This window comes from Salmonella sp. A29-2 (assembly GCF_020150755.1).
Taxonomy (GTDB): Bacteria; Pseudomonadota; Gammaproteobacteria; order Enterobacterales; family Enterobacteriaceae; genus Salmonella; species Salmonella enterica.
The window spans coordinates 4,745,182-4,771,308 of the sequence record NZ_CP083731.1; the positions used below are offsets into that span (position 1 = coordinate 4,745,182).

The window sequence follows — 26,127 nt, forward strand, 5'->3', positions numbered from 1 at the left end:
GGTGATTATATCAGCGAGGTGAGAGATGCCAACCGCGAAATTTCGATATGCGGCAGTAAACGGCTGTCCTGCGTCCGCATCAGGTCGGCATTTTCAGGTTTAATCCAGCAGGCCTGCATCCCACAGCGAATAGCGCCAGCCACATCGGTAGTCAGATCGTCGCCGACATGCAGGATCTCGCCGATCGGCACATGCAGCTTTTTCGCCGCCAGGAAATACATGTCGCTAAACGGCTTGGAACGTCCATCCGGGCCGGCGCGCAGTACAAACTTAAAGTAATCGCCGAGGCCAAACAGTTCCGGCTGGGCGTTGCCGTTAGTGATCGCCACCAGCGGCCATTTTTTCGCAAGCTGCTGTAACGTCTCATGGGTAGCCTGCGGAACCTCAATCTGGCTGCGCCATTTGGCAAAATGCATCATCGCCGCATTCGCACCGGTAATGGCCTCCTGCGCCGATAATCCCGCATCCCGCATGGCCTGCTCTATCGCACGATGGCGCCAGCGGGTAACGTCATGATAGATTTCCGGCTCCGCTTCACGCACCGCCTGCCGTATCCGCTGTAAATCGACGTTTTGAAACGAACGTAGCGACGGGTGATAATTTTGCATAAAAGCGAGCGCTTCCTGCTCAGTACGCAAAATCACCGGACGGTTATCATAAAGGGTATCATCCAGGTCAAAGGTGAGCGCGGCAATACGCCCCAAAGTCCGGTAAAAACGCATTATTTCCCCCGTTTAGCGCGCGGATGCGCCGCGTCGTACACTGAAGCAAGGTGTTGAAAATCAAGATGAGTATAAATTTGGGTGGTGGAAAGGTTGGCATGACCCAGCAGCTCTTGCACGCCGCGCAGATCGCCGCTCGATTCCAGCATATGGGTCGCGAACGAATGGCGCAGCTTATGTGGATGCACGTGGCTGTTTAGCCCCTGCTTTATGCCCCATTCGGCGAACCGTTTTTGGACATTGCGCGCGGAGATACGCTTGCCGAGCTTCGACAGGAATAACGCCTCTTCATCGCTGGCGAACAGGCCGCGCAGATCCAGCCAGTGCTCAATCCACGTCACCGCGTTACGGCCAATCGGCAGGCGTCGCTCTTTGCTGCCTTTACCCATTACCCACACTTCGCCGGTATCAAGATCGAGGTGCTTTATATCCAGGCCAACCAGTTCGGATAAACGCAGCCCCGCGCCGTACATGACCTCCAGCATCGCCCGATCACGTACGGCGAGCGGATCGTTAAGATCGATGTCCAGCAGGCGGTTAACGTCGTCGACATCAATATTTTTCGGCAGATGACGCGGCGCTTTCGGTGCGGAGACACCCTTCGCCGGGTTAGCTTTCAATTCGCCCTGACTGACTAACCAGTCAAAAAAGCTTCGCAATGCCGAGAGACGTAGCGCCAGACTGGCAGGGCCAAGCCCTTTGCGCCGACTGCGCACCGCAAAACTGCGCACAATCGCAGCGTCACATTGTTGCCAGCTTTTCAGCCCGGTTTCTCCGGCTAAAGCGATAATGGCATCAAGCTGACGCTGGTAGTTCAGCAGGGTAATGGGGCTAAGCTGGCGCTCCACGCCTAAATAGCGCAGGAACCGCGAGACATCCTGAGAAAGCGCGACATCCGTCATACGCGTTTAATCCAGCGTTCCAGCAGTTCCGGCAGCATCAGCGCGATCTCCTGTAAAAGCTGCGTCCCCTGCCCCGGCTGATAGTGGTGCGGGTCACGGCTGCTGAAGAGAATCACCCCGAGGTCGCCATCGCTGCCCATCATCGACATGGCTACCGAGCCTACAGCCTTCGCCTCCGGCAAGACCACCAGCAGTTCCGGGCCGTTTAGCGGGCCAAGATAATGCTGCGACTGTCCCAGTCGTTGAATACGCAGCGGCTCGAAGGCCTGACGGTTTAAAGCCAGATGCGTATAGCGCGATGGCGCGCCAAGACGCCACCGATCCGGGAACAAACGCAGCGTCGCGCCGGCAAGCCCCAAATCGCGCGCCCAGCGGTGAAACCGCACCAGCATCTCATCCAGACTATCCGCGGCGACCAGACGGCTTTGCAGATGCAGCAAGCGATAAAACAGGCTTTCATTGGCATGAGCCTGTTCCATCAGCAGCGTCATATTTTCTTCAAGCACATTGATGTGATTACGCGCGCGGGCCATATGCCACTCAACGAGCGAAACCGTTCCCCGCACGGGATGTGGAACACGCATCGCTTCCACGGCATGGGCGTTACGGATAAAAAACTCAGGGTGGTGGCGCAGGTAATCGACGACCGCTCGATCGTCCAGTTCCGTGAGCGTTTCCTGTAGTTCTTCCTCTGGTTGCTTCATAAATGGATAAATCCGTCGTAGATATGTGCCGCCGGACCAGTCATGTATAACGGATGACCCGGACCTTTCCAGGCGATATCCAGCCGACCGCCCGGTAATTCCACGCGTACTTCTTCAGCCAGCAGCCCCTGCTGAATCCCCACGGCAACGGCAGCGCACGCGCCGCTACCGCACGCGCGGGTCTCCCCTGCGCCGCGTTCATAGACTCGCAGCCGGATATGCTCACGTCTTACAACCTGCATAAAACCAATGTTGGCGCGTTCCGGAAAGCGCTCATGGCTTTCCAGAACCGGCCCCAGTGTTTCAACGGCCGCCGTGTCGACGTTATCAACCTGAATGACACAGTGCGGATTACCCATTGAAACCACGCCGCACAATATGGTCTGTTCCGCCGCTCGCATAATATACGTCTTTTCCGCTTTGTTGGCGCGAAAAGGCACCTGCGCGGGTTCAAAGTTTGGTTCCCCCATATTCACCCGCACCAGTTCATCTTCCGTGACGCTCAATACCATCCGGCCATTCGCGGTACTGACCCGAATGTCGCGTTTATTGGTTAGCCCTTTCAGGCGAACAAATCGCGCGAAACAGCGCGCGCCATTGCCGCACTGCGAGACTTCACTGCCGTCGGCGTTGAAGATGCGGTAATGAAAGTCCAACTCAGGATCATAGGGCGGCTCAACCACCAGCAGCTGATCGAACCCTACGCCCAGGTGTCTGTCGGATAGCCGACGAATCAGTTCCGGCGAAAAAAAGACATTCTGCGTTACCGCGTCGACGACCATAAAATCGTTGCCAAGGCCATGCATTTTAGAGAATTGCATCATTCACTCCGTTCACGCGGGGACAGAAAACTATCCTCAGTAATTGACCTGGGACGGGCCATCTCCCGTTGCGCGATCGTTCTTATCGGGCATCGTGGACTGCGTTTGCGAATCGACTTTTTTCGTCGGCGGCGGCGCATTTTTATCGGCTGGCGGGAAATAAAGCGGCCCTTTCAAACCGCAGCCCGTCAGGCTGAACAGAGTCAGAAGTACAGCGAGTGTCTTAAACACGTTTTTCATTATGGATTGCCTGTAAGTTCATGCTTTCTATTTTCTATCATCGCAGGAGAAGGCGTAAAAGCAAGCGTTTAGGGGCTCTTTATAAAATCTGAAAAGCGGCGCGTTGCCATGATTATTGCGCATTTACATCAGGAAACATGCTTTGCTCATCACTTCAGGTTTACGTACCACGTCCGGATGACCTTATGCAATATCGTAATTTGTTTTGCCTTTTTTCGCTTTCACTTCTGCTGCCTCCCGCCTGGGGATGCCGGCTGAGTGAACCTCCGCACAATGTTTATCAACGGCAAGGCAGCGGCGTGGTTTATCTCCAGCCAGAAGAGGAGAACAATCTTTTGTTGCCGGAGGTGAATTTCAAACGCCTGCGTCGGTTACCCAATTCATTGATTAACCCGGCAACTCAGGGCTGGAACTGGATAGCACAGCCCCCTTCCTGAACCGGGAAATTAACGCCGGAAAAGAGCACGGCTACTTTATGCATAATAGCCAGCAGGCTCAGGATATTCAGGTCTTTAGCATCAATGGGCCGCTAAAAGTCACCGAACGTTTTGCGTATGATAACCGCTACGTTTATACGTGGATTGGCAGCCAGCTTTACCGAACAGCATCCTCCTGTCCGGATAAGACGCATATTCTGAATAGGAACGTCATGTACACCAACAATAAAGATATCATCATCATAACGCAGGCGCAGGAATGCCAAAAATGACGCCGCTAAACCATTTTGCACGTTTGAATAAACATCTGAAAAACGCCCTTCGGGGCGTGGGGATCGGTTCATGCATTTACGTCATTATTGAAAGCGTTATGCACGGCACGATAAACGGTGTTGAAGCTGCCGGAGTCCTGACGATAAGCGCGGTACTCGGTCTGCTTAGCGCTCTTTTGGATATCAAAGCAAAGCCGCGCGCCCCCTTAATCCTGTTGCATTTTCTCCTCTGCGGCGGCTGCGTCGCGCTGATGGTGGCAATGCTGTCGGCTCTGAACCATTTCCCGGTTAACGCGTCCGTCATACTTATCACCAGTGCGCTATTTATCGTCATTTATCTACCGCTGAGTTTTATCCTTTACCGCTCACAACGGTAATTCGTATCGGTTCCAGAAGCTGACGCTTCCCCTTATACTGGCGCTATCACTCAATAGCGAGATAAAACAATGAACGACAGTGAATTTCATCGCCTGGCTGACGCCCTGTGGCTCACCATTGAAGAACGCCTCGATAACTGGGACGGCGACAGCGATATCGACTGCGAAATCAACGGCGGCGTGCTGACCCTCAGCTTTGAGAACGGCAGTAAGATCATTATTAACCGTCAGGAGCCGTTGCACCAGGTATGGCTGGCGACCAAACAGGGCGGCTATCACTTTGACCTGAAAGGTGACGAGTGGATTTGCGATCGCAGCGGCGAAACCTTCTGGGAGCTGCTGGAGCAGGCGGCGACGCAGCAAGCGGGTGAAAAGGTGAGTTTTCGCTAAGTTTTAATTCCGCAGGAGAGCCAGAAGAATAGCGCTTTCCTGCGTATATTTAACGAGATATGCGGTCGTATTACCAACCCCGAAATGTGAAATACAGCCAGGCTGCCAGAAACAGCGCGGGCCATACACTCAACCAACCAACCCAAAAACCGTAGCGTTGCCAAAAGGTTAGGTTAAATAGTGGCTTCTGCTCGGTAAAAAGTTGACGTAACGCTGGTGACCAACGTTTTTCCTTGATTTCATTGCTGCAATGATTGCATATCGCTAAACCAAACTTATCTCTTTTTCTCGCTTGAGACAGACCACATGTACGGGTCCTTTTTTGGCGAATAATCAACCATACATCCTGATTATTACAATAAGGGCATGTTTCATGTGTGGGTAGGGTTGCCAGAGGCAGCACATCAATATGGTGAGTAATAACAAAAAACATATATCTCTACCCTATTGTTCCAGGTTTCTGGCAACAGCCATTTTAAAAATATCCTGTAACTCATCTGAATCATAATCGAGATCGTTTAGAGAGATATTCATCACGCGATTACTTCCATGCTTATTTAATAATGACAGAAAATTATTACGCATTTTCTCATTAGTAATTCGCTGACAATAAAGCTCAACATCTTTGACAAAAACGGCCAGCACAGGCGTATTATCGCTAACACGCTCACCAACATAGTCGATTTCATGCCAGTAAACTATTGGTAGCCTGGTTGTGTGTAATGTTACTCCCTCCTGGTTCAACGTTAGCTGTGGCTTTCCTGAAAAGGCGGAGTACCAGTAAGCACTTGCGCCTGCTATCATGAGGAGTATTAAAAAAACACACACCATCTTTAGCATAATACTATAATTTAGAAAGAGGCTCATCATAAGAGCTATAGCTACCACTGAATAAAACAGAGCTAATTTTATTTGTCGTTTCTTATTCACGTAAATAAGAATAGGGTTGTTTATTGACATATAATATCCTTTTATAAAAACATCCATAAGAAACCATTAAAGAGCTTTTGTTTCTAATATGGTTTTTCAAAACATATTTACGAAAACAATGAAAGACGCGATAGCGTTTTGAACGGTCTGGATATTACTACATAAATTGTATAAGAAAAAATATTGTCTAAACCTTGTTCCGCTCAATGAGCATTCTTCGAATGTAGGCTGGATAAGGCGTGTTAGCGCCGCCATCCGGCACAGTATCGTTCTAAAGCCATAATCATATTGATAAGAATAATGGCCGCACATGTGAGCATTAACGCGGTAAAGAACAAAAAGGCGATACCGTACAATTCCCATCCCAAGTCATAGAGAAAATGGTAATTGTCGCAGGAGATGATCACATCCTCCAGACCGGGACATACTTTTCCCCATCGCCCCCAGTAAGACGCATCCCAGAGTTGAAAACTGGCCATGCTGGCGCATAGCGAGAGCAGGCACCCAGCGGATATAAAACAGAATAACTTATTTATAAGAATGAAGCCGAGGCTGACCATCGCCATGACTATCCCTAACAAAATGAACGCATCTGCCACCTCAAACCTCCTCCTGTAAACCAAATGCGGAGGTCACGGTAACGAAGTTGGGTGAAGTTAATGTGAAGCGGTGAACGCCGGCCGGGCAGCTTTGCCCGGCGCAGCACTTACGAAAAATACTGCTGCAATAGCGGCGCGTCATGATCCTGGTTTGCTGGCGGCACGGTGTTGATAGGCTGCGTACGGAATGGGATCACCTGCGCGCGGCCATCGGTTTTCACTATCTGGTAGAACTGCGGCAGGTTAAAGTTGATAAAACTGGAGCCATACGTGAAGCGATCGTGCGATGACGAATAGAAGCGACTGACGTCGCGCACCAGTTCTTCCTTGCTACCTTCGCAGTGGTGATACACTTCCGCCCGGTTACTTTCATCCAGAATATAAATATTAAAGCCTTTCTCATCGCCCGTTTCTTCAAAGAAGAACTGGATGATCCCTTCGCTGGCGAAGCCATCCACCACTGACGGCAATTTCACCTGGTTGGTTTCCACCTGTACCGACAGCCCGTGCAGCTTGTTATGCGAAATCGCGCCGTAGAATTCGATAGCGTTCTCCAGCTTCTGCACCGAGACATTCAAGCGTTCGAAGAATAGCCCCCACGTCTGCCCGGAAACCCGCAGCGCCTTGAAGCGACCGGTCTCCTGACGGGTGCTGGAAAGACGTAGCTCGATACATTCGGAGACCAGTTGCTGCACGCGGGTGCGAATCAGACCGCGAAGATGCTGACTGTAGCAGAACACTTCGACGCTATCCGGCGGCGCGGCATCCTGGTGCATTTTCCCCAGAATCGTTTTCAGCGCTTCGATCATCGCCTGCTCGCCGTTAAAGTGCAGAGTACGCACTTCGTTCCACGAGTTGCGATATAACAAGTCGATACTGCCTATCAGACAGTTTTGCTCTTCGCCAAAGCTGAAAACGTCCAGCTTACGGAAGTCAAAATGAACCACCTTATTGCGAAACGCCGCCGTCGGGTCATATTCGAGGTTAACGATAATCGCCAGATGGCGAATTTCACAGGGGCTGTAGAGCGCTTTCGGCGTCGGAGCAGGCAAGCGCAGCGGGAAATGGTGCGAAACATCGGCGACCATCTCCTGCAACTTAGGCAGGTCGACAATACCGTTGCCCTTAATAAACAGATGCGTTCGCGACGTCAGCAGGCCGTTGAACCACGCCCACGCGACCAGCTTATTAAGATAACGGTTATATTCCAGCGGCTGATGGCTGATGATGGAATCCATGTTCGGCGCGCGGTTGTAGAGATACCAGCCTGAACGGTTGGCGCGTCCCGGCGGCACATGGATAAAGGTTAAATTCGGCTCGGACAGATCCGGCGATATCTGCGGGTTCACCAGCGTGACTTTACCCGGCAACGCTTCAAAAGCCGCGTACAGCTTACGCGTCAGTACGCCGATATCCTGCGGGCTGGCACTCACGCTGAGGTTGTTGCGCCGCGCAAAGCGAATCAGATTACGATAGCTCTGCATCATGGCGTCGAGCAATTCGTTGTGGGCTTCGCGCACCTGATCGATTTTCCAGTTTGCGCGATTATCGAGCATGGTCAGACGCGCGTCGTCCCATCCCCACTCGCTGACTAACTGGCTTAATACTTCCCGACGCCAGCCTACGCAGGCGCGCTCGCGACTTAATTTCTCGCACACTTTCAGGTAAAAGCAGCGGCGGACTAAATCCAGCCGCGTCGGATCTTCAATCGCCGTCAGGTATTCAGTGACCCGTTCCAGCATCATGCAGTAGGGATCGAGTCCAAACGATACGATTTCACCGTCATGCAGACGTTGTTTAATATCTTTCGCCAGCAGACGTGGGTTGGGATATTCCCATGAGTAGGCTTCCAGCAGCAGCGTTTTCAGCACCGCTTTGTACGGCGAGTCAATGCTCTTGTATAGCTGCCACAGGCTGGCGCCAAAGTACTCTTCGGCGGAGAGCGAGCTTAAGCCCCCCAGATCCAGCCATTCGTTTGGCGTTAATACGCCCTGCGCGTAGAGCGTCATGACATAGTCGTCGTAATGCTCTTCTTCGTCGCACGGCACCATACTCCACAGGATACGCTTCCCGGCCAGGCGCACAGCGGTACGATAAAACTCATCAAGCAACAGGATATGCTGCGTAGAACCACAGTCTTCCCCGCCCAGACTGCCGCTTTCGTTATGGCGGAAACGGTTCTCGTCGATCAGGAAGAAGCTCACCTCAACGCCAAGCGAGGCGGCCCAGCTTTCCAGCAGGCTACACTTACGTTGCAGCAACTGACGCTCTTCGCCGTCGAGCCAGGACTGATGGCACACCCAGATATCCAGGTCGGACGAGCAGCTCTGCCCGACCGAGGAGGTGCTGCCCATGGTGTAAACACCGGTAATCGGCAGCTCGCCCTTCGGCGGGTCCTGCGGCGTCATACCGCGGTACAGCTCAAGTTCGTTCAGATAGTGGCGTTGGGTTTCATCAGGCGTGTAGAAGCAAATACCGCTGGGAACGTTACCATCAAGGTAACCCGGCATCAGTGGATGGTGATAGTGCAATAATGTCGGCAGAAGACTGTAAACCTGCTGAAAAGCGGGTCCCATGGCAGCAAGCGCGCGATCCACACGCAGTTGATTTATGGCATCCAGTCTCTGTTTCAGAGTCTCAATATAGAGGTACAAGACGTATCGCCTGATGTTGCTACCCGTCATGGTGCAGGTCAGTACTTGACCGTCGCCATTCGGGATAAACCGTATGTCAAAAATAACCGTTACCCTTTCTCGCCTGCATATTTTTATCCAATACCGACGAAAAAATGGTCTAAAACGTGATCAATTTAACACCTTGCTCATTGACCGTAAAGAAAGATGCGCTACATACAAGTGTAGCACCGTTCGCTGCGTGTAAATTCTTAAATACGGGCTGGCGGTTTCTCGTCATTATTCACTGTCATTGACGACACTGCGCCTTATCCTCTCACTCACGGTGACCGGAAAACTAACATACTCTCTATAAGGATGTTAGGATGGTCAATGATTGATAATGACGGTAACAAGCATGTTAGACAATGTTTTAAGAATTGCCACACGCCAAAGTCCCCTTGCGCTTTGGCAGGCACATTATGTCAAAGACGCATTGATGGCAACCCATCCGGGACTGACGGTAGAACTGGTGCCGATGGTCACACGCGGCGACGTGATTCTCGATACTCCCCTGGCGAAAGTGGGCGGTAAGGGACTGTTTGTTAAAGAGCTTGAAATCGCGCTGCTGGAAAAGCGCGCTGATATCGCCGTGCACTCTATGAAAGACGTTCCGGTGGCCTTCCCGGACGGTCTCGGTCTGGTGACCATTTGCGAGCGCGAAGATCCGCGCGACGCGTTTGTCTCGAATAAATATCACAGTCTGGAAGATCTGCCCGCGGGTAGTATCGTCGGGACGTCCAGTTTGCGTCGTCAGTGTCAACTGGCGGAACGTCGTCCGGACCTCATTATCCGTTCGTTGCGCGGCAACGTCGGCACACGTCTCGGCAAGCTGGACAACGGCGACTATGACGCCATTATCCTGGCCGTGGCCGGCCTGAAACGCTTAGGTCTGGAGTCGCGCATTCGCACAGCCTTGCCGCCCGACGTTTCGCTTCCTGCCGTAGGCCAGGGTGCCGTCGGAATTGAGTGTCGTCTTGACGACGCGCGAACGCAGGCGCTGCTCGCACCGTTGAATCACTCGCAAACCGCGCTGCGCGTAACGGCGGAACGCGCTATGAACACCCGCCTGGAAGGCGGTTGTCAGGTGCCGATTGGCAGCTATGCAGAAATCATCAACGGTGAAATTTGGCTACGCGCGCTGGTTGGCGCGCCGGACGGTTCGGTGATGGTGCGCGGCGAACGTCGTGGTTCTCCCGAGCAGGCGGAGCAAATGGGCATCTCGCTTGCAGAGGAACTACTGGAAAACGGCGCGCGCGCGATTCTGACGGAAGTTTATAACGGCGAGACGCCCGCATGAGTATTCTGATCACCCGCCCCTCTCCCGCAGGGGAAGCGTTAGTGAGCCGTCTGCGCGCACTGGGGCAGGTGGCCTGGAGTTTTCCACTGATTGAATTTGTCGCCGGCCGGGAGCTACCCACCCTGGCCGACCGCCTGGCGACACTGACGGAAAACGATCTGGTTTTTGCCCTTTCACAGCACGCCGTCGCCTTTGCTCACGCCCAGCTCCAGCGGGATGGCCGAAACTGGCCTGCGTCGCCGCGCTATTTCGCGATTGGCCGCACCACGGCGCTCGCCCTTCATACCGTTAGCGGGTTCGATATTCGTTATCCATTGGATCGGGAAATCAGCGAAGCCTTGCTACAATTACCTGAATTACAAAATATTGCGGGCAAACGCGCGCTGATTTTGCGTGGCAATGGCGGCCGCGAACTGCTGGGCGAAACCCTGACAGCTCGCGGAGCCGAAGTCAGTTTTTGTGAATGTTATCAACGATGTGCGAAACATTACGATGGCGCGGAAGAAGCGATGCGCTGGCATACTCGCGGCGTAACAACGCTTGTTGTTACCAGCGGCGAGATGTTGCAACGGCTCTGGTCGCTGACTCCCCAGTGGTATCGTGAGCACTGGTTACTACGCTGTCGGCTATTGGTCGTCAGTGAACGTCTGGCGCACCTCGCCCGGGAGCTGGGCTGGCAAGATATTAAGGTCGCTGATAACGCCGACAACGATGCGCTGTTGCGCGCATTACAATAACTCTCATAATGGGATGCCATAATGACGGAACAAGAAAAATCCTCCGCCGTGGTTGATGAGACCAGGGAGACCGTGGAAACCACGCCACAGCCAGTTAATACCGAGAAAAAAAGTAAGAACGGCGCCGCGCTGGTATTAAGCGCGGTGGCGATTGCGATTGCCCTGGCGGCAGGTATTGGGCTTTATGGCTGGGGAAAACAGCAGGCAACCGCGCAAACGGAAACCAGCGATGCGCTGGCGACGCAACTGACCGCCTTGCAAAAGGCGCAGGAGAGCCAAAAAGCGGAGCTGGAAGGGATTATCAAAAAACAAGCGGCGCAGTTAGATGACGCGAATCGCCAACAGGCGGCGCTGGCGAAACAGCTTGATGAAGTACAACAAAAAGTCGCCACTATTTCCGGCAGCGATGCTAAAACCTGGCTGCTGGCGCAGGCTGATTTCCTGGTGAAACTCGCCGGACGTAAGCTGTGGAGCGATCAGGACGTCACTACCGCCGCTGCGCTGCTCAAAAGCGCTGACGCCAGTCTGGCGGACATGAATGACCCCAGCCTGATTACCGCACGACGCGCGATTACTGACGATATCGCCAGCCTGTCATCCGTTGCGCAGATCGACTACGACGGCATTATTCTCAAGCTCAATCAGCTCTCTAACCAAATCGATAACCTGCGTCTGGCGGATAACGATACTGATGGTTCGCCGATGGATTCAGACAGCAGCGAGCTGTCCAGCTCGCTAAGCGAATGGCGCGTTAACCTGCAAAAAAGCTGGCAGAACTTTATGGACAGCTTTATTACCATTCGCCGCCGCGATGATACCGCCGTACCGCTGTTGGCGCCCAACCAGGACGTCTATTTACGCGAAAATATTCGCTCCCGCCTGTTAGTCGCCGCGCAGGCCGTGCCACGCCATCAGGAAGAAACATACCGTCAGGCGCTGGATAACGTTTCGACCTGGGTTCGCGCTTATTACGATACTGACGACGCCGCGACAAAAGCCTTCCTGGAGGAGGTCGATAAATTAAGCCAGCAAAATATCACGATGGATCTGCCGGAAACCCTGGGAAGCCAGGCGATTCTTGAAAAACTGATGCAAACCCGCGTGCGTAATCTGCTGGCGCAACCGACAGTCTCTACGGCAGCGCCTGCCACGCAGACAGACGCTCCGGCAGCCGCGCCGCAAGGAGAATAATGATGCTAAAAGTATTATTGCTCTTTGTGTTGTTGCTTGCGGGTATCGTGGTCGGCCCGATGATAGCCGGTCACCAGGGCTATGTGTTAATCCAGACCGATAACTATAACATTGAAACCAGCGTCACCGGCCTGGCGATCATTCTCATCGTCGCTATGGTGGCGCTATTCGCCATTGAGTGGTTGCTACGCCGTCTGTTTCGTACCGGCGCGCACACCCGCGGTTGGTTTGCCGGCCGTAAACGCCGTCGCGCCCGCAAGCAGACCGAACAGGCGCTGCTGAAGCTGGCGGAGGGCGACTATCAGCAGGTTGAAAAGCTGATGTCAAAAAATGCCGACCATGCTGAACAACCGGTGGTAAATTATCTGCTGGCGGCAGAAGCGGCGCAGCAGCGCGGCGATGAAGCACGCGCTAATCAGCACCTTGAACGTGCGGCAGAGCTGGCGGGGAACGACACCATCCCGGTCGAGATCACACGCGTGCGCTTACAGCTGGCGCGCAATGAAAATCACGCGGCGCGTCACGGCGTGGACAAACTGCTGGAGGTCACGCCGCGTCACCCGGAAGTTCTGCGTCTGGCGGAGCAGGCCTATATTCGCACCAGCGCATGGAGTTCTTTACTGGATATCATCCCATCCATGGCGAAAGCGCACGTCGGCGATGAAGCGCATCGCGCCATGCTCGAACAACAGGCGTGGATAGGATTCATGGATCAGGCGCGCGCCGAGCAGGGCAGCGAAGGATTACGCACCTGGTGGAAAAACCAAAGCCGTAAAACCCGCCATCAGGTGGCGCTGCAGGTCGCGATGGCCGAGCATCTGATCGAGTGTGACGATCATGATATGGCGCAGCAGATTATCATCGACGGTCTGAAACGCCAGTATGACGATCGGCTGGTGCTGCCCATTCCTCGCCTCAGAACCAATAATCCGGAACAACTGGAGAAAGTGCTGCGCCAGCAAATCAAGACGGTAGGCGATCGCCCGCTGTTATGGAGCACGCTCGGCCAGTCGCTAATGAAACACGGTGAATGGCAGGAGGCGACCCTGGCTTTCCGCGCCGCGCTAAAACAACGCCCGGACGCGTATGATTATGCCTGGCTTGCCGATGCGCTTGATCGACTGCATCAACCGGAAGAGGCCGCCGCCATGCGGCGCGATGGCTTGATGCTGACATTACAGAACAATCCCCCGCAGTAATTCCCTCTTGCCCGGTGGCGCTTCGCTTACCGGGCTTACCGCCTACGCAAAATCATTCGGAATGCATAAAAAAACGCCTGCCCGGTTAAGGGGCAGGCGTCAAAACAGGTCTGTATGACAACATAAAGGGGTGCTTCACTCAACGTTGTGTCCAGGGTGTTTGATGAGGCGTAAGCGACATCTGTCAGTGGACGATAAGCACCGTAAACGGCTCTGCATCATTCCTGAGTTTATGAGGCCAGAAGGCGAACATAAGAGATGGAATGAGCATCTACCCGTACATTATTGCACATAACGTGCCATCTTTGCACCGCTAAAAAACAGGCGCAGGCATTAAAAAAACGTAGAGAATTCACGCGATTGTCATCCCCCCGCCGCTGGCGAGGTTTTAGCGTGTCGCCCGGCGGAGACAGAACAGGATGTTTTTTATAAAGTGATTATAAATCAATAGATTATTCGTCACCGAATAGCGACAAATAAAGTCTGGGATATCGCCAATAAACCATAATGGCAACACGTGCGGGATAAGTAGTTGAAAATGAACAGAAAACAAAAAACCCCGCCGAAGCGGGGTTCAAAATTGGTCGGCGAGAGAGGATTCGAACCTCCGACCCACTGGTCCCAAACCAGTTGCGCTACCAAGCTGCGCTACTCGCCGATATACTGCTTTTTTGAATTTTTAGTTCAATTCATTGAGTCGTGGTGCGAGGGGGGGGACTTGAACCCCCACGTCCGTAAGGACACTAACACCTGAAGCTAGCGCGTCTACCAATTCCGCCACCTTCGCGTTTCACAACTCTATATTAATGGGGTGGCTAATGGGATTCGAACCCACGACAACTGGAATCACAATCCAGGGCTCTACCAACTGAGCTATAGCCACCACTGAAACTTTTTACGCGGTATTAAACCACCGCAGCTCAAGCACCTAAATAAATGGTACGCCCGACAGGATTCGAACCTGAGACCTCTGCCTCCGGAGGGCAGCGCTCTATCCAGCTGAGCTACGGGCGCTTAGCGCCGTTGCGGGGGTGGATAATACGGACTTCACACCCCGCTGTCCAGTGCCTTTTTAAATAAAATGCGCGTTTGGTTATGCTTTGCGCATTTTGGCGCTTATTCCCCCACCTTGTGGGCGGTTCCGTGACGATTCAGGCCGAAAACTTTGTAGACCAGCGTGACGGCCAGCAGGAAGATGACGCCGACAAACAGCGACATGCGCGTATCTTCATTAAAGTACATGCCGATTAAAACGCAAACCAGAAACGCCATCGTCAAATAGTTCGCCCACGGGAACATAATGGAACGAAAAGGATGATCCGCAATCGCTTCTTTATGCGCCCGACGAAAGCGCAGTTGGCTAATCAGAATGACAAACCACGGCACCATCCCCGGCAGTACGCTGGCGCTATAAACGTAAACAAAGACGCGCTGCGGATTGGGGATGATGTAGTTCAGGCAAGAACCTACCAGCAAAATCAAAATAGAGAGCGCCACGCCCGCGACCGGCACGCCGTGGCGAGAGACTTTCGCGACTGCCGCCGGCAGTTGACGGTTTTTCGCCAGCGCGTAAAGCATACGCCCACAGCTATACATTCCGCTGTTACAGCCGGAGAGCGCCGCCGTCAGCACGACAAAGTTGATAATGCCCGCCGCGGCGGTGATGCCGATTTTCGCGAAGGTGAGTACAAAGGGGCTGCCGTTGCTGCCAATCTCATTCCACGGGAAAATGGTGACGATCACGAAAATCGCGCCAACATAAAAAATCAGGATACGCCACAGCACTTTACCCACCGCGCTACGCAACGTCACCTGCGGATTCTTCGCTTCACCGGCGGTAATACCGATCAACTCAACCCCCTGATAAGAGGCCACCACGATACATAATGCGGTCAGAAAGCCTTTCCAGCCGCCGGCAAAAAAGCCGCCATGCTCGGTCAGATTACCAAAGCCAATCGCCTGGCCGCCGTTACCAAAGCCGAAGAAAATCACCCCCAGGCCGATGATGATCATCACAATAATCGTGGTGACTTTGATCATCGCAAACCAGAACTCGATTTCACCATACAGGCGCACCGCAGCCAAATTCGCCAACGCAACCAGTCCGACGGCAATCAGCGCCGGTATCCACTGCGCCATCTCCGGAAACCAGAACTGGACGTAGACCCCAATGGCGGTAATTTCCGAGATCCCGACCGCCATCCACATAAACCAGTATGACCAGGCGGTAAGATAGCCAAAAAAAGGACTCATATACCGGTGGGCGTACACGGCAAAGGAGCCGGTAACAGGTTCCAGAAAGAGCATCTCCCCCATCGAACGCATGATGAAAAAGACGAACAATCCGGCGATGATATACGCCAGCAGCACTGACGGGCCCGCCCATTTCAGCGTACTGGCGGCGCCCATAAAGAGTCCGACGCCGATGGTGCCCCCGAGGGCAATCAATTCAATATGACGAGCTTCCAGCCCACGCTGTAGCTCCGGTTTTTTCTCTGCCATAAATCCTCATGTCGTGTTTGCAACGGTTCCGGTAGTACCGGTTATTGTTATGGGTACATCGATTGTTGCGAATATTTTCTTAAATTTGGACAAATGGCAAATGGAGCATTAAAAAAATGCACTTATTGTGTAAGAAATCATCGATTATGTTGTAAATGAGCAGCGCCATAAGCACAATCCGCTGCTCAAGTCATCAGAAGGGAGAATTAGAGATCGCCAGTATAGTGCCAGCGAAGGTAGCGCAGCAGACGCATCTGGCGGGTAATACGCTTCGGTTGCGAAAGCAGACGATACAACCACTCCAGCCCCAGGTTCTGCCATATTTTTGGGGCGCGTTTGACGTGACCGGTAAACACATCATAGGTACCGCCCACCCCCATATATAGCGCATGGGGATGCACTTCCCGACAATCGCGCATGAGTAATTCCTGTTTTGGCGATCCCATCGCAACGGTGACAATTTTCGCGCTGCTGGCATGGATACGCGCAAATAGCGCCTGACGCTGCTCCGGCGTAAAGTAACCGTCCTGGCTACCCACAATATTGACGTTCCACTGCGTCCGCAGTTTTGCTTCCGTCTGCGCCAGCACCTCAGGCTTGCCGCCGACAAGAAATACCGGTGTGCCTTCTTTCCCCGCGCGCGCCATTAACGCTTCCCAAAGGTCGGCACCAGCCACGCGAGAAACCTGCGCCTGCGGAAATTTTTTACGTATTGAACGCACCACGCTGATGCCATCGGCATATTTAAATTCCGCCGCCGCTATCAACGCGCGGACTTCCGGATTATCTTCCGCCGTCAGCAGTTTTTCGGCGTTGATCGCCACCAACGTGCCTTGCTTCAGTTGTCCATCGGCAAACAGATAATTCAGCGCGTGTGACATGTCGCGCCAGCCAATCAGAGGTAATCCACGCAGCGAGTAAAGGGGCGCAGCGGCATTGTTGGTCATAGTTTTCCTTCCACCTGTGCCTGAGGGAGCGAAGTTGTACGTTTATGAATCAGTCCGGCGCTATCAAATAACCAGAACAGAAGCTTAGCGACCAGCAGGCTGGCGCCAAAAACCACCAGGAAGAAAACCACGCGCGAGACAAACGAATCCAGCCCTTCTCGCGCCAGCACAATCATATTAAAGATGGCGCCAAAGCAGAAACTGTGCAGAATCGCCGCCTTATAGCGATTGGGCTCCCGGTTACCCAGTTCATACAGCCAGTCGAACCATTTGATAATCAGCCCGACGACGATCGCGCCGAGCGGAATAAACAGCGCCCCGCCCATGACCACCAGCGATCCGATAAGCGTTGGCGATATCGCCAGGCCAGAATGGTTGTTCAGGACTTCCCAGGTGAAGTAATTCGCAGAATTCAGCACGATACTGGGTCGTCCCGGCCATAACCAGGTGGGAATAAAGACGTAGAAATCACGCACGATAGGGGCCAGCCCCTGAAAATCGATATTGTGGTAATTTTGCAACAGCAGCGCCAGATTCTCCCACGGCGAAAAGGTATCGCGCGTCAGATAAAGAAACGTATAGAACGCCTCATCGCCGCTCACATTTAATCCGTAGCGTTTGAGCGCCAGCCAGAACATACCGACAATCCCCAGCACGCCCGCCGCTGCCAGCATCCACAGGCTGATCCAGCCCCGAATAATGCCGATAAACAGGAAGATAGCAAACGCAATAATGATGTTAGCGCGCGTGCCGCCGACAATCATGTAGGTCAACAGACCAAACGCGACGGTGCTCACCAGAAAGAACAGCCACGCTTTGCTGTCCTGGCGCAGGAAATAGACCACCAGCATCGCCGGAATGAAGAAATAGAAGAACCGTTTTAACGCCACGCCGGAGACTTCGCTGGAAAAGATCTGGCTGTAGGAGTGCAGCCGGAACAGCAAAAAGCCGTTATGCATAAAGAAAATCGCCACGCTCACTAGCGCGATGCCCATCAGGATCACCCAGGTAAGGTGGGTTTCCACCCGGTTCATGGTAAATAGCGGCTTGCGTGGTACATCCACAACGCGTTTGCGTAAACGCGTTTTATAGGTCACGTAATACACGCCGTAGAAACAGGCGGCGGATAATAGAGCCTGCAATAAGATTTCCGGCGGCGCGACGCCAACGTCGAAACGAAATACCAGCACGCTGGTTAGCGGAAAACCAAAAAAGAAGGTCAACAAAAACAGCAACGAAAAGAAAACGTTGAAGTTAAAACGCACGCGGCGGAATTCAAACCAGGTCAGCGTGGCGATAAACAGCGTAGAGAGCAGCCAGACCACCAGCAGCCCGCTGAATTGCATTAAACTCATTCGGCTTCTCCTGCGGCGATTCTCAACGCATTATGCCACGGTTGCAGGTAGTTGGGGCTAAAGAAGGTGATGCCGCTTTTATCTAACGATGCGAGCTGACGCTGCGCCTCGCGCACGACCTGCTCATTAAGATCGTCCGTGGTAAACAGGACGGGCAGATGCTGTTCCGCCATATCCTGCCAGAAAGGATTGTCGCGACTCAACACGCACGGGATATCGGCCTGAATTAGCAGACACAACGTCCCGATCCCCTGTTGGCGGGCAAAAATAAAATAACCGAGGTCGCACTGGCGCAACAGCGCAAGATAGGCATCAAATTCCATTTTTTCGCTAAGAATTTGTAGATTTTCGGCGCTAAATAGCGCCAGGCCGGCCTGACGAACCTCATCAATATAGGCCTGCTTATTGGCCGGATAGCCCATCGGCACCACCACGTTTACCGTGTCGCCAAACTGCTGATACACCGCCCGTAACGCCGCAATATGTTGGTTACTGCGATCGCCGGAGTTCCCTACCAAAATGGTCAATTTCCCCGCACGTTGGCGCTCTTTTGCCATAGCATTCAGGGAAGGATCCATGCGCGTCGGGAAATAGAGCAACTCGCCGCGTACGTCCGGATGCTGACGCGCAAAATAGCTGAGATCGCCGCGCGTCGCGAATACGCCCCCTACTCGCCCCTGCGCGATACGACGAAGTGGGTAGAAAAGGCGGAATTTCAGCCCGTGGGACACTTCGTAGAGATCCGCGCCCCAGATATGCCAGTAAAACTGAGCTGGCTTAATACCGCCGCTTAACAGCGCCAGCCACAGGCTGGTGTTGAACTGACCGTGAAAGAAGAATCTCTGTCGACGATTTGCTTTCGCTTTGGCGATGACCGCCTGCGCCAACGCTTTCTTACTGCCATAAAAACGAAGCGAGAGCGCCGGACAGCTTTCCGTGAAACCGTTATCTTCGCCGGCAACCATAAATTCGCGCGCGTGCTCGCTTGTGGCGGCCAGCGTATCATTGAAAAACCGCAGCACGGTGTGGTTATGGTGAGGGATATCCGATCCCAGGACGTGAATCAGTACAGTCATGCTCGCCTACGCCAGAGTAAAAATACGCCGCAACAAAGTGAAAAATAGACAATATAAGTGGCCATATAAGCCTGTGCCGCACCCAGCGCGCCGTGAGCGGGAATCAGCCAGTGAGCGAACGCCGTTAACAGAATGAACTGGCTAATTTCAGCCAGAATGTAAAATCGCAACGACGCTTTGGCAATCACCAGATAACCGAAAACATAGGCGCCGACTTTCAGCACGTCGCCCACTAACTGCCAGGCGAACAGATCGCGCATCGCGGTGAATTTGGCGGAAAAAAGCAGCCAGATAGCAAAATCGCGCAGTAGCCAGACGGTAAAACTCGCCGCCGCGACCGCCGGTAAAACAAATTTCAGCGCTTTTACCACTTCACGCGTAATGTCCTGTTTTTCCGTCAGGCGTGAGAGCGTGGGTAACAGGTAAACGCTGAAGGAGGCGGTGATAAATTGCAGATAGGCATCAGAAATGCTGCTTACGCCCTGCCAGATCCCGACATCGCTCCAGCTATAGTGCGCGGCCAGTTGGTTTCGCATCATCACATAGGCGACCGGCATCGTAACGGAGGTAATCAGCGCCATCAGGGTAAATTTACTGAGCTGCCCTGCCAGACCGTTGTCCCAGGAGGGCTTGAGATAGCGTAGCGGGACGGTGCCGCGCTTAATCAGTATCATACCGGCTGGCACTACCACCAGCGCCGGCACCAGCGCCAGGCCAAGCAGAGCGCCTTCATAGCCGCCGACACGGTAGCAGAGATACCAGGCGGCAACGCCCAAAAAGCTGCCGACAATTAACGATAAGGCATTACCCGACGCGTCACGAAAGCCCTTCATTAGCGCCAGCAGCAGGTTCGCCCAGGCGATCCCCATTTGTACCAGCGCAACCAGACGCACCAGCCCTTGATAGTCCGTATGACCGAACAGTCCCTGGCTAATCGGCGCCGCCGCCAGCAGGAAGACCAGCGCCAGCAGCGTAGAGAACCCCAATACCATCGCGGAGGAGGTTCCCACCACGGTACGTAACTGCGCCGGGTTATCATGATGTTGTGCGACAAGTTTGGTAACGCCGTTAAATATCCCCGCGCCAGCCAATACGCCCAGCACGGTGATCATCTGGCGGAAGTTACCCGCTTGTCCGACGCCCGCCGGACCAAAAGAGACGGCCAGTAGTTTCACCACCAGCAGTCCGGCGCCAATTTTTACCAGCGTACTGACCGCCGTCCACAGGGAGGCTTTAGCAAGCGACATATCAGGAGAAATAATTTAGCAAGGTAGTAATCACCGTTCGTTGATCGACGGGCGCAAGATTATAAAACAGCGGCAGACGCAACAAACGTTCGCTCTCTTTTGTGGTGTAGACATCGTCCCCGATAAACTCGCCAAATTTATCGCCCGCCGGACAATCATGCAGCGGAATGTAATGGAATACCGCCATGATTTCCGCCTCTTTCAGGAAATTAATCAGCGCGCTGCGATCGGCGATATCCCGCAGTTTGATGTAAAACATGTGGGCATTATGCCCGCAGTTTTCCGGAATAGAAGGCAGCTCGATACGCCCGGCGCGCGCCAGCGGCGTTAACGCATCGTAGTAAGTCTGCCACAGCGACAGACGCTGTTGATTGATACGATCGGCGGCCTCCAGTTGCGCCCACAGGTAGGCAGCCTGCAGATCGGACATCAAATAACTGGAGCCGATATCCCGCCAGGTGTATTTATCCACCTGACCACGGAAGAACTGGCTGCGGTTGGTGCCTTTTTCGCGGATGATCTCCGCGCGTTCAATCAGCGTACGATCGTTGATCAGCGTCGCGCCGCCTTCGCCGCCAGCGGTGTAATTTTTGGTTTCATGGAAGCTAAAACAGCCGATGTGACCGATCGTTCCTAACGCGCGCCCTTTGTACGTGGACATCACGCCCTGGGCGGCATCCTCGACAACGAACAGATTATACTTATCCGCCAGCGCCATGATGACATCCATTTCACAAGCGACGCCAGCGTAGTGTACCGGCACGATAGCGCGGGTTTTATCAGTAATCGCCGCCTCAATCAGCGTTTCGTCAATATTCATCGTATCCGGACGAATATCGACAAACACAATTTTCGCGCCGCGCAGGACAAAAGCGTTAGCGGTGGAGACAAACGTAAAGCTCGGCATGATCACTTCATCGCCGGGCTGAATATCCAACAACAGAGCCGCCATCTCCAGCGACGCGGTACAGGAAGGCGTCAGCAACACCTTCGCGCTGCCGAAATGTTGCTCCAGCCACTGCTGGCAACGGCGCGTAAAGCCGCCGTCGCCGCACAGTTTGCCGCTGCTCATTGCAGACTGCATGTATTCGAGTTCGGTTCCCACCACCGGCGGCGCATTAAAAGGAATCATGTTGTCACCTGTATAACCAGTACGCAGTGCTTTCGATGTTGGCACCGCTTTGTATGTAACGTTTAAGCGCGGCGGTGTTGCCCAACTGGGTCGCCACCCGCAATGTTGCTTTGCCGCGACTCTGCGCCCAACAGATCGCCGCCTGCATAAGTTCCGCTCCCGCGCCGCGTCCGGCCAACAGACCGATGCGCGCGTCGGTATCATTCAATTCCCGCAGCGAGACGTAACCGCGGATAGCGCCTGTCTCCGTGCGAAGCACCAGGCATTGGTGATCAAACGTGCCGCGTACCGCATTCTCAATCCACTGGGCGTAAAAACGGGCGCTGGCATCGGGCGCATACCACGGCGCGCGAAAACGACTCTGCGTAAACGCCTCTCCGGCCAACTGACGCAAAGCAGGAATGTCTTTAAGGTGTGCAATTTCCGCGCCATGCTGGTCGCTATGCCCTTTTACCGGCAACGCAAAATCCACCTCGCCTTCAACCAAAGAGAATCCCAGCGATTGCAACGCCGACAGCCAGGCGATGTTTTCAGCCGGCACTTTTACCTGCACGCGTTGCCACGCCTGCAGCGCTTCTGGCGTTAATTCGGGCGCTGAGGCATCGATACGCACAATGCCGCTATTCACGCCAAAGAACGTATTTTCCCAGAGTAACGGTTCAATACTGGCGCGGACGGGCACGGAGCAACTCCAGTAAATATTGGCCATAGCCGGTTTTTTCAAGCTGACTGGCGGCGCGTTTCAAACCATCATCATCCAACCAGCCGTTGCGCCAGGCAATCTCCTCCAGACAGGCAATTTTGAAGCCCTGGCGCTTTGACACACCGCGCGTAATGGGATGCAACCGGGTACCGGAACCTCCGGCCAGAATGATGCCTTTCATTCGTTTCTCCTCCAGGAGTAAGAACCTGTCGTTTAGCGTTTCAGACCTAAGCGTTCGCCCTGATAACTGCCATCCTGCACGGGTTTCCACCAGGCCTCATTGGCGAGATACCACTGAACGGTTTTTCGCATCCCGCTTTCGAAGGTTTCCTGCGGCGTCCAGCCCAGCTCGCGGGCGATTTTCGACGCGTCGATGGCATAACGTAAGTCATGGCCGGGTCGATCGTCGACGAAGGTAATCAGATCGTGATAATTCGCTACACCCTGCGGTTTTTGCGGGGCCAGTTCCTCCAACAGAGCGCAGATCGTCCTGACCACATCCAGATTTTTACGTTCGTTATGACCGCCAATATTATACGTTTCGCCCACCGCACCGTTCGTCACCACGTGATACAACGCACGGGCATGATCCTCCACATACAGCCAGTCGCGAATTTGCTGACCGTTGCCATAGACCGGCAATGGTTTACCCGCCAGCGCGTTCAGAATCATCAGCGGGATCAGTTTTTCCGGGAAATGGTAGGGCCCGTAGTTATTAGAGCAGTTGGTGACAAGCGTAGGCAGACCGTAGGTACGTAACCAGGCGCGTACCAGATGGTCGCTGCTGGCTTTGGAGGCGGAATAAGGGCTGCTTGGCGCATATGGCGTGGTTTCGGTGAAGAAATCGTCTGCAGTATGCAGATCGCCATACACTTCATCGGTGGAGATATGGTGGAAGCGGAACGCCGCTTTAGCGTCCGCGTCAAGCGCGGACCAGTAAGCGCGAGCGGCTTCCAGCAAGGTGTAAGTACCAACGATATTCGTTTCAATAAACGCCGCCGGGCCGTCGATGGAACGGTCTACATGGCTTTCCGCCGCCAGGTGCATCACGCTATCGGGCTGATACTGCTGGAAAACTCGCTCCAGTGATGCCCGATCGCAGATATCCACCTTCTCAAAGGCGAAACGGTCGCTTTGCGCCACCGACGCCAGAGACATCAGGTTGCCCGCATAGGTGAGTTTATCCACCACCACCACCGCGTCTGCCGTTTCATGGATGATATGCCGCACCACCGCAGATCCGATAAAGCCTGCGCCGCCGGTCACCAGAATGCGTTTCATCAGCGCCAGACTCCTTTGGTATCAACCACATAACGTTGATAAACCGCATCGCCGGGAATCGCTTTAAATTCGTCGTGATCGACCAGCATCACCAGCACATCGGCGGCGGCCAGCGCCGCGTCCAGTTTCGCCAGCGTGCAAAGTCCGTCCAATTTTTTCGGCAACTGATGGATATTCGGTTCGACGACCAGGGTTTCGCCGCTGTGCCAGCGGGCGATACTTTGCGCGATCCCCATCGCCGGGCTTTCGCGCAGATCGTCGATATTCGGCTTAAAGGCCAGCCCAAAACAGGCGATTTTCACTTCGCTGGCGCGTTTATCGGTGGCCGCCAGGCAATCTGCGACCGCGGCTTTTACCTGATCGACCACCCAGTGCGGTTTGCCGTCGTTCACTTCACGCGCGGTGCGAATCAGTCTCGCCTGCTGCGGATTTTGCGCCACAATAAACCACGGATCGACCGCAATGCAGTGCCCGCCAACGCCTGGGCCCGGCTGCAAAATATTGACGCGCGGATGGCGGTTCGCCAGGCGGATCAATTCCCAGACGTTAATCCCCTGTTCGGCGCAAATCAGCGACAATTCATTCGCAAAGGCGATATTCACATCACGGAAGCTATTTTCCGTCAGCTTGCACATCTCTGCGGTGCGCGAGTTGGTGACAACGCATTCGCCCTCAAGGAAAATTTTGTACAGCGCGCTGGCGCGAGCCGAACATACTGGCGTCATACCGCCAATCACGCGGTCATTTTTAATGAGTTCCACCATCACCTGACCCGGCAGCACACGCTCCGGACAATAGGCGATATTCACGTCGGCCTGCTCGCCCGCCTGCTGGGGAAAGGTCAGATCCGGGCGCATCCCGGCCAGCCAGCCGGCCATTTGCTCCGTTGCGCCGACCGGCGATGTTGATTCCAGAATCACCAGTGCCCCTTTTTTTAATACCGGCGCAATGGATTTCGCCGCGGCTTCCACATAGGCCATGTCAGGGTCGTGATCGCCTTTGAATGGCGTCGGCACGGCAATCAGGTACGCATCGGCCTCGACAGGTGTCGTCGTCGCACGCAGAAAGCCGCCTTCCACCGCCATCTTCACCACATTGCCCAACGCCGGCTCCACGATGTGAATTTCACCGCGATTTATGGTGTCTACCGCATGTTGGTTGATATCCACGCCGATAACCTGCTTCTGGCGGGAAGCAAAAGCGGCCGCAGTCGGTAATCCGATATACCCCAGCCCAATAACAGAAATGGTCGTAAAACTCATAACGATACCCGATAACTTTTTAACGCCTGTAAAATGCGCGCGCATGATTGCCCGTCACCATAAGGATTATGGGCGCGGCTCATGGTTTGATATTCATTTTCGTCGTGCAGCAGACGCATAACTTCCGCCACAATGCGCCGGGAATCCGTGCCGATCAGTCTTACCGTACCAGCGGTAATGGCTTCCGGACGCTCTGTGGTTTCACGCATGACCAATACCGGCTTACCTAATGACGGCGCTTCTTCCTGAATACCGCCGGAATCGGTCAGAATGAGCCAGGCGTGATTCATCAGCCAGACAAAAGGTAAGTAGTTCTGCGGCTCAATCAGTACCACGTTTTCAACATGGCCGAGGATACGGTTGACAGGTTCGCTGACGTTGGGATTGAGATGCACCGGATAGACAATTTGCACATTCTGGTTCGCGGCGGCGATTTCCGCCAGCGCCTGGCAGATATGCTCAAAGCCCTGACCAAAGCTTTCACGCCGATGACCGGTCACCAAAATCATCTTCTTATTCGCGTTGAGGAAAGGATACTGCTCGGCCAGTTCAGCCTGTAATGTATCGCTCGTCAGAACGCGATCGCGTACCCAGATCAGCGCGTCAATAACGGTATTGCCAGTGACAAAAATGCGCTCATCCGGAATGTTCTCCCGCAACAGATTCTGCCGCGAGTTTTCCGTCGGCGCAAAGTGGTACATCGCCAGATGTCCGGTCAGCGTGCGGTTTGCCTCTTCCGGCCAGGGGGAATAGAGATCGCCGGTTCGCAACCCGGCTTCTACGTGCCCTACCGGAATTCGTTGATAAAAAGCCGCCAGGCTGGTAGCAATCGTAGTGGTGGTATCGCCATGAACCAGCACCACATCAGGTTTAAAATCTGCCAGGATCGGCTTTAATCCCTCCAGAATTCGGCAGGTAATTTCCGTCAACCCCTGTCCCGGCTGCATAATGTTGAGATCGAAATCAGGCACAATAGAAAAAAGAGTTAATACCTGATCAAGCATCTCCCGATGCTGCGCAGTAACGCATACTTTGGCCTCGAAATGAGGATCTTTTTCCAGCGCATGGACCAGAGGCGCCATCTTAATGGCCTCCGGTCGTGTACCAAATACAGTCAGTACTTTCACAT

General features: G+C 53.8%; 27 protein-coding genes, 4 tRNA genes and 1 pseudogene. 8 read left to right on the top strand and 24 right to left on the bottom strand.

Translation table 11 applies throughout. The features are described from left to right. Window positions 1-5: 5 nt before the first annotated feature. The 5 genes from yigB to lptM are packed head-to-tail and all read right to left on the bottom strand — an operon-like array spanning window position 6 to window position 3,389. Window positions 6-722 carry a 5-amino-6-(5-phospho-D-ribitylamino)uracil phosphatase YigB gene (yigB, locus tag K8W53_RS23010; protein ID WP_023224232.1) on the bottom strand — a complete coding sequence of 239 codons (717 nt, stop codon included), beginning with the start codon at window positions 720-722 and terminating at the stop codon, window positions 6-8. Beyond that, complete coding sequence (gene xerC / locus K8W53_RS23015) at window positions 722-1,624, bottom strand: tyrosine recombinase XerC (protein ID WP_000132874.1); 903 nt, start codon at window positions 1,622-1,624, stop codon at window positions 722-724. Before xerC ends, yigB begins: the two co-directional genes overlap by 1 nt. Next, window positions 1,621-2,328, bottom strand: a complete 708-nt coding sequence (locus K8W53_RS23020) for a DUF484 domain-containing protein (RefSeq protein WP_000812763.1) — start codon at window positions 2,326-2,328, stop codon at window positions 1,621-1,623. The genes xerC and K8W53_RS23020 overlap by 4 nt, the downstream gene beginning before the upstream one ends. Continuing rightward, complete coding sequence (dapF, locus tag K8W53_RS23025; RefSeq protein WP_001160671.1) at window positions 2,325-3,149, bottom strand: diaminopimelate epimerase; 825 nt, start codon at window positions 3,147-3,149, stop codon at window positions 2,325-2,327. Before dapF ends, K8W53_RS23020 begins: the two co-directional genes overlap by 4 nt. Window positions 3,150-3,185: 36 nt before the next feature. Then, window positions 3,186-3,389, bottom strand: coding sequence for an LPS translocon maturation chaperone LptM (gene lptM / locus K8W53_RS23030; protein ID WP_000799903.1), 204 nt, complete (start codon window positions 3,387-3,389; stop codon window positions 3,186-3,188). Between the two features lie 185 nt (window positions 3,390-3,574). Here lptM and K8W53_RS23035 point away from each other — a divergent pair, with 185 nt between their 5' ends. The 4 genes and pseudogenes from K8W53_RS23035 to cyaY all read left to right on the top strand — a co-directional run bounded on the left by K8W53_RS23035 (window position 3,575) and on the right by cyaY (window position 4,865). Continuing rightward, entirely contained in the window at window positions 3,575-3,826 is a 252-nt protein-coding gene (locus K8W53_RS23035) for a hypothetical protein (protein ID WP_023888879.1), read from the top strand. Beyond that, a pseudogene (locus K8W53_RS23040) lies at window positions 3,796-4,098 on the top strand (hypothetical protein); the annotation flags it as partial. The gene K8W53_RS23035 and the pseudogene K8W53_RS23040, both read left to right, overlap by 31 nt. Beyond that, window positions 4,086-4,475: a DUF3021 family protein gene (locus K8W53_RS23045; RefSeq protein ID WP_023224229.1), complete on the top strand. Its 390-nt coding sequence runs from the start codon at window positions 4,086-4,088 to the stop codon at window positions 4,473-4,475. The pseudogene K8W53_RS23040 and the gene K8W53_RS23045, both read left to right, overlap by 13 nt. A gap of 69 nt (window positions 4,476-4,544) precedes the next feature. After that, window positions 4,545-4,865 carry an iron donor protein CyaY gene (gene cyaY, locus K8W53_RS23050; RefSeq protein ID WP_001651119.1) on the top strand — a complete coding sequence of 107 codons (321 nt, stop codon included), beginning with the start codon at window positions 4,545-4,547 and terminating at the stop codon, window positions 4,863-4,865. Between the two features lie 70 nt (window positions 4,866-4,935). Here the strand turns inward: cyaY and K8W53_RS23055 are convergent, their stop codons facing one another. From K8W53_RS23055 to cyaA, 4 genes are all read right to left on the bottom strand, one after another. Beyond that, complete coding sequence (locus tag K8W53_RS23055; protein ID WP_052939535.1) at window positions 4,936-5,298, bottom strand: hypothetical protein; 363 nt, start codon at window positions 5,296-5,298, stop codon at window positions 4,936-4,938. An 11-nt stretch (window positions 5,299-5,309) separates the two neighbouring features. Beyond that, window positions 5,310-5,852 (bottom strand): STM3941 family protein, encoded by a 543-nt coding sequence (locus K8W53_RS23060; protein ID WP_001747560.1) that lies wholly within the window; start codon window positions 5,850-5,852, stop codon window positions 5,310-5,312. Window positions 5,853-6,037: 185 nt separating this feature from the next. After that, window positions 6,038-6,394, bottom strand: a complete 357-nt coding sequence (locus K8W53_RS23065) for a hypothetical protein (protein ID WP_000752580.1) — start codon at window positions 6,392-6,394, stop codon at window positions 6,038-6,040. 107 nt (window positions 6,395-6,501) lie between these two features. Continuing rightward, a complete protein-coding gene (gene cyaA, locus K8W53_RS23070) occupies window positions 6,502-9,048 on the bottom strand; it encodes a class I adenylate cyclase (protein ID WP_000281718.1) in 2,547 nt (848 codons plus the stop codon). Window positions 9,049-9,424: 376 nt separating this feature from the next. Between cyaA and hemC the strand changes: the two genes are divergently transcribed. Genes hemC through hemY form a run of 4 tightly spaced genes read left to right on the top strand, consistent with a single transcriptional unit; the run spans window position 9,425 to window position 13,493 of the window. Beyond that, window positions 9,425-10,366, top strand: coding sequence for a hydroxymethylbilane synthase (hemC, locus tag K8W53_RS23075; protein WP_058654864.1), 942 nt, complete (start codon window positions 9,425-9,427; stop codon window positions 10,364-10,366). Beyond that, a complete protein-coding gene (gene hemD, locus K8W53_RS23080; protein WP_000025495.1) occupies window positions 10,363-11,103 on the top strand; it encodes a uroporphyrinogen-III synthase in 741 nt (246 codons plus the stop codon). The genes hemC and hemD overlap by 4 nt, the downstream gene beginning before the upstream one ends. 21 nt (window positions 11,104-11,124) lie before the next feature. Continuing rightward, a complete protein-coding gene (gene hemX / locus K8W53_RS23085; RefSeq protein WP_000138976.1) occupies window positions 11,125-12,294 on the top strand; it encodes a uroporphyrinogen-III C-methyltransferase in 1,170 nt (389 codons plus the stop codon). A 2-nt stretch (window positions 12,295-12,296) separates the two neighbouring features. Next, on the top strand, window positions 12,297-13,493 hold the full coding sequence (gene hemY, locus K8W53_RS23090) for a protoheme IX biogenesis protein HemY (RefSeq protein WP_052939534.1): 1,197 nt from the start codon (window positions 12,297-12,299) through the stop codon (window positions 13,491-13,493). A gap of 581 nt (window positions 13,494-14,074) precedes the next feature. On the opposite strand, the gene K8W53_RS23095 is transcribed toward hemY, so the two are convergent. From K8W53_RS23095 to wecB, 15 genes are all read right to left on the bottom strand, one after another. Beyond that, a tRNA-Pro gene (locus K8W53_RS23095) sits at window positions 14,075-14,151 on the bottom strand. A gap of 42 nt (window positions 14,152-14,193) precedes the next feature. Next, a tRNA-Leu gene (locus tag K8W53_RS23100) sits at window positions 14,194-14,280 on the bottom strand. A gap of 20 nt (window positions 14,281-14,300) precedes the next feature. Continuing rightward, window positions 14,301-14,376 (bottom strand) — tRNA-His (locus K8W53_RS23105). A gap of 54 nt (window positions 14,377-14,430) precedes the next feature. Continuing rightward, window positions 14,431-14,507: transfer RNA gene (locus K8W53_RS23110), tRNA-Arg, on the bottom strand. Between the two features lie 102 nt (window positions 14,508-14,609). Next, window positions 14,610-15,995, bottom strand: a complete 1,386-nt coding sequence (gene thrP, locus K8W53_RS23115; RefSeq protein ID WP_000818378.1) for a bifunctional threonine/serine APC transporter ThrP — start codon at window positions 15,993-15,995, stop codon at window positions 14,610-14,612. A 206-nt stretch (window positions 15,996-16,201) separates the two neighbouring features. After that, window positions 16,202-16,942, bottom strand: coding sequence for a lipopolysaccharide N-acetylmannosaminouronosyltransferase (gene wecG, locus K8W53_RS23120; RefSeq protein ID WP_023224561.1), 741 nt, complete (start codon window positions 16,940-16,942; stop codon window positions 16,202-16,204). Then, window positions 16,939-18,297, bottom strand: a complete 1,359-nt coding sequence (wzyE, locus tag K8W53_RS23125; RefSeq protein WP_000055605.1) for an ECA oligosaccharide polymerase — start codon at window positions 18,295-18,297, stop codon at window positions 16,939-16,941. The genes wecG and wzyE overlap by 4 nt, the downstream gene beginning before the upstream one ends. Then, window positions 18,294-19,373 (bottom strand): TDP-N-acetylfucosamine:lipid II N-acetylfucosaminyltransferase, encoded by a 1,080-nt coding sequence (locus tag K8W53_RS23130; RefSeq protein WP_023224560.1) that lies wholly within the window; start codon window positions 19,371-19,373, stop codon window positions 18,294-18,296. Before K8W53_RS23130 ends, wzyE begins: the two co-directional genes overlap by 4 nt. After that, entirely contained in the window at window positions 19,370-20,620 is a 1,251-nt protein-coding gene (gene wzxE, locus K8W53_RS23135) for a lipid III flippase WzxE (protein WP_000050297.1), read from the bottom strand. The genes K8W53_RS23130 and wzxE overlap by 4 nt, the downstream gene beginning before the upstream one ends. A 1-nt stretch (window position 20,621) precedes the next feature. Further along, entirely contained in the window at window positions 20,622-21,752 is a 1,131-nt protein-coding gene (gene rffA / locus K8W53_RS23140) for a dTDP-4-amino-4,6-dideoxygalactose transaminase (protein WP_000612080.1), read from the bottom strand. 4 nt (window positions 21,753-21,756) lie between these two features. Next, window positions 21,757-22,434, bottom strand: coding sequence for a dTDP-4-amino-4,6-dideoxy-D-galactose acyltransferase (rffC, locus tag K8W53_RS23145; protein WP_001145159.1), 678 nt, complete (start codon window positions 22,432-22,434; stop codon window positions 21,757-21,759). Then, window positions 22,412-22,726 carry a sugar phosphate nucleotidyltransferase gene (locus K8W53_RS23150; RefSeq protein WP_223163379.1) on the bottom strand — a complete coding sequence of 105 codons (315 nt, stop codon included), beginning with the start codon at window positions 22,724-22,726 and terminating at the stop codon, window positions 22,412-22,414. Before K8W53_RS23150 ends, rffC begins: the two co-directional genes overlap by 23 nt. Beyond that, entirely contained in the window at window positions 22,669-23,736 is a 1,068-nt protein-coding gene (gene rffG, locus K8W53_RS23155; protein WP_000822143.1) for a dTDP-glucose 4,6-dehydratase, read from the bottom strand. Before rffG ends, K8W53_RS23150 begins: the two co-directional genes overlap by 58 nt. Then, window positions 23,736-24,998: a UDP-N-acetyl-D-mannosamine dehydrogenase gene (wecC, locus tag K8W53_RS23160; RefSeq protein WP_023224559.1), complete on the bottom strand. Its 1,263-nt coding sequence runs from the start codon at window positions 24,996-24,998 to the stop codon at window positions 23,736-23,738. Before wecC ends, rffG begins: the two co-directional genes overlap by 1 nt. Then, window positions 24,995-26,125 (bottom strand): non-hydrolyzing UDP-N-acetylglucosamine 2-epimerase, encoded by a 1,131-nt coding sequence (wecB, locus tag K8W53_RS23165; RefSeq protein WP_023224558.1) that lies wholly within the window; start codon window positions 26,123-26,125, stop codon window positions 24,995-24,997. The genes wecC and wecB overlap by 4 nt, the downstream gene beginning before the upstream one ends. Between the last annotated feature and the right edge of the window lie 2 nt (window positions 26,126-26,127).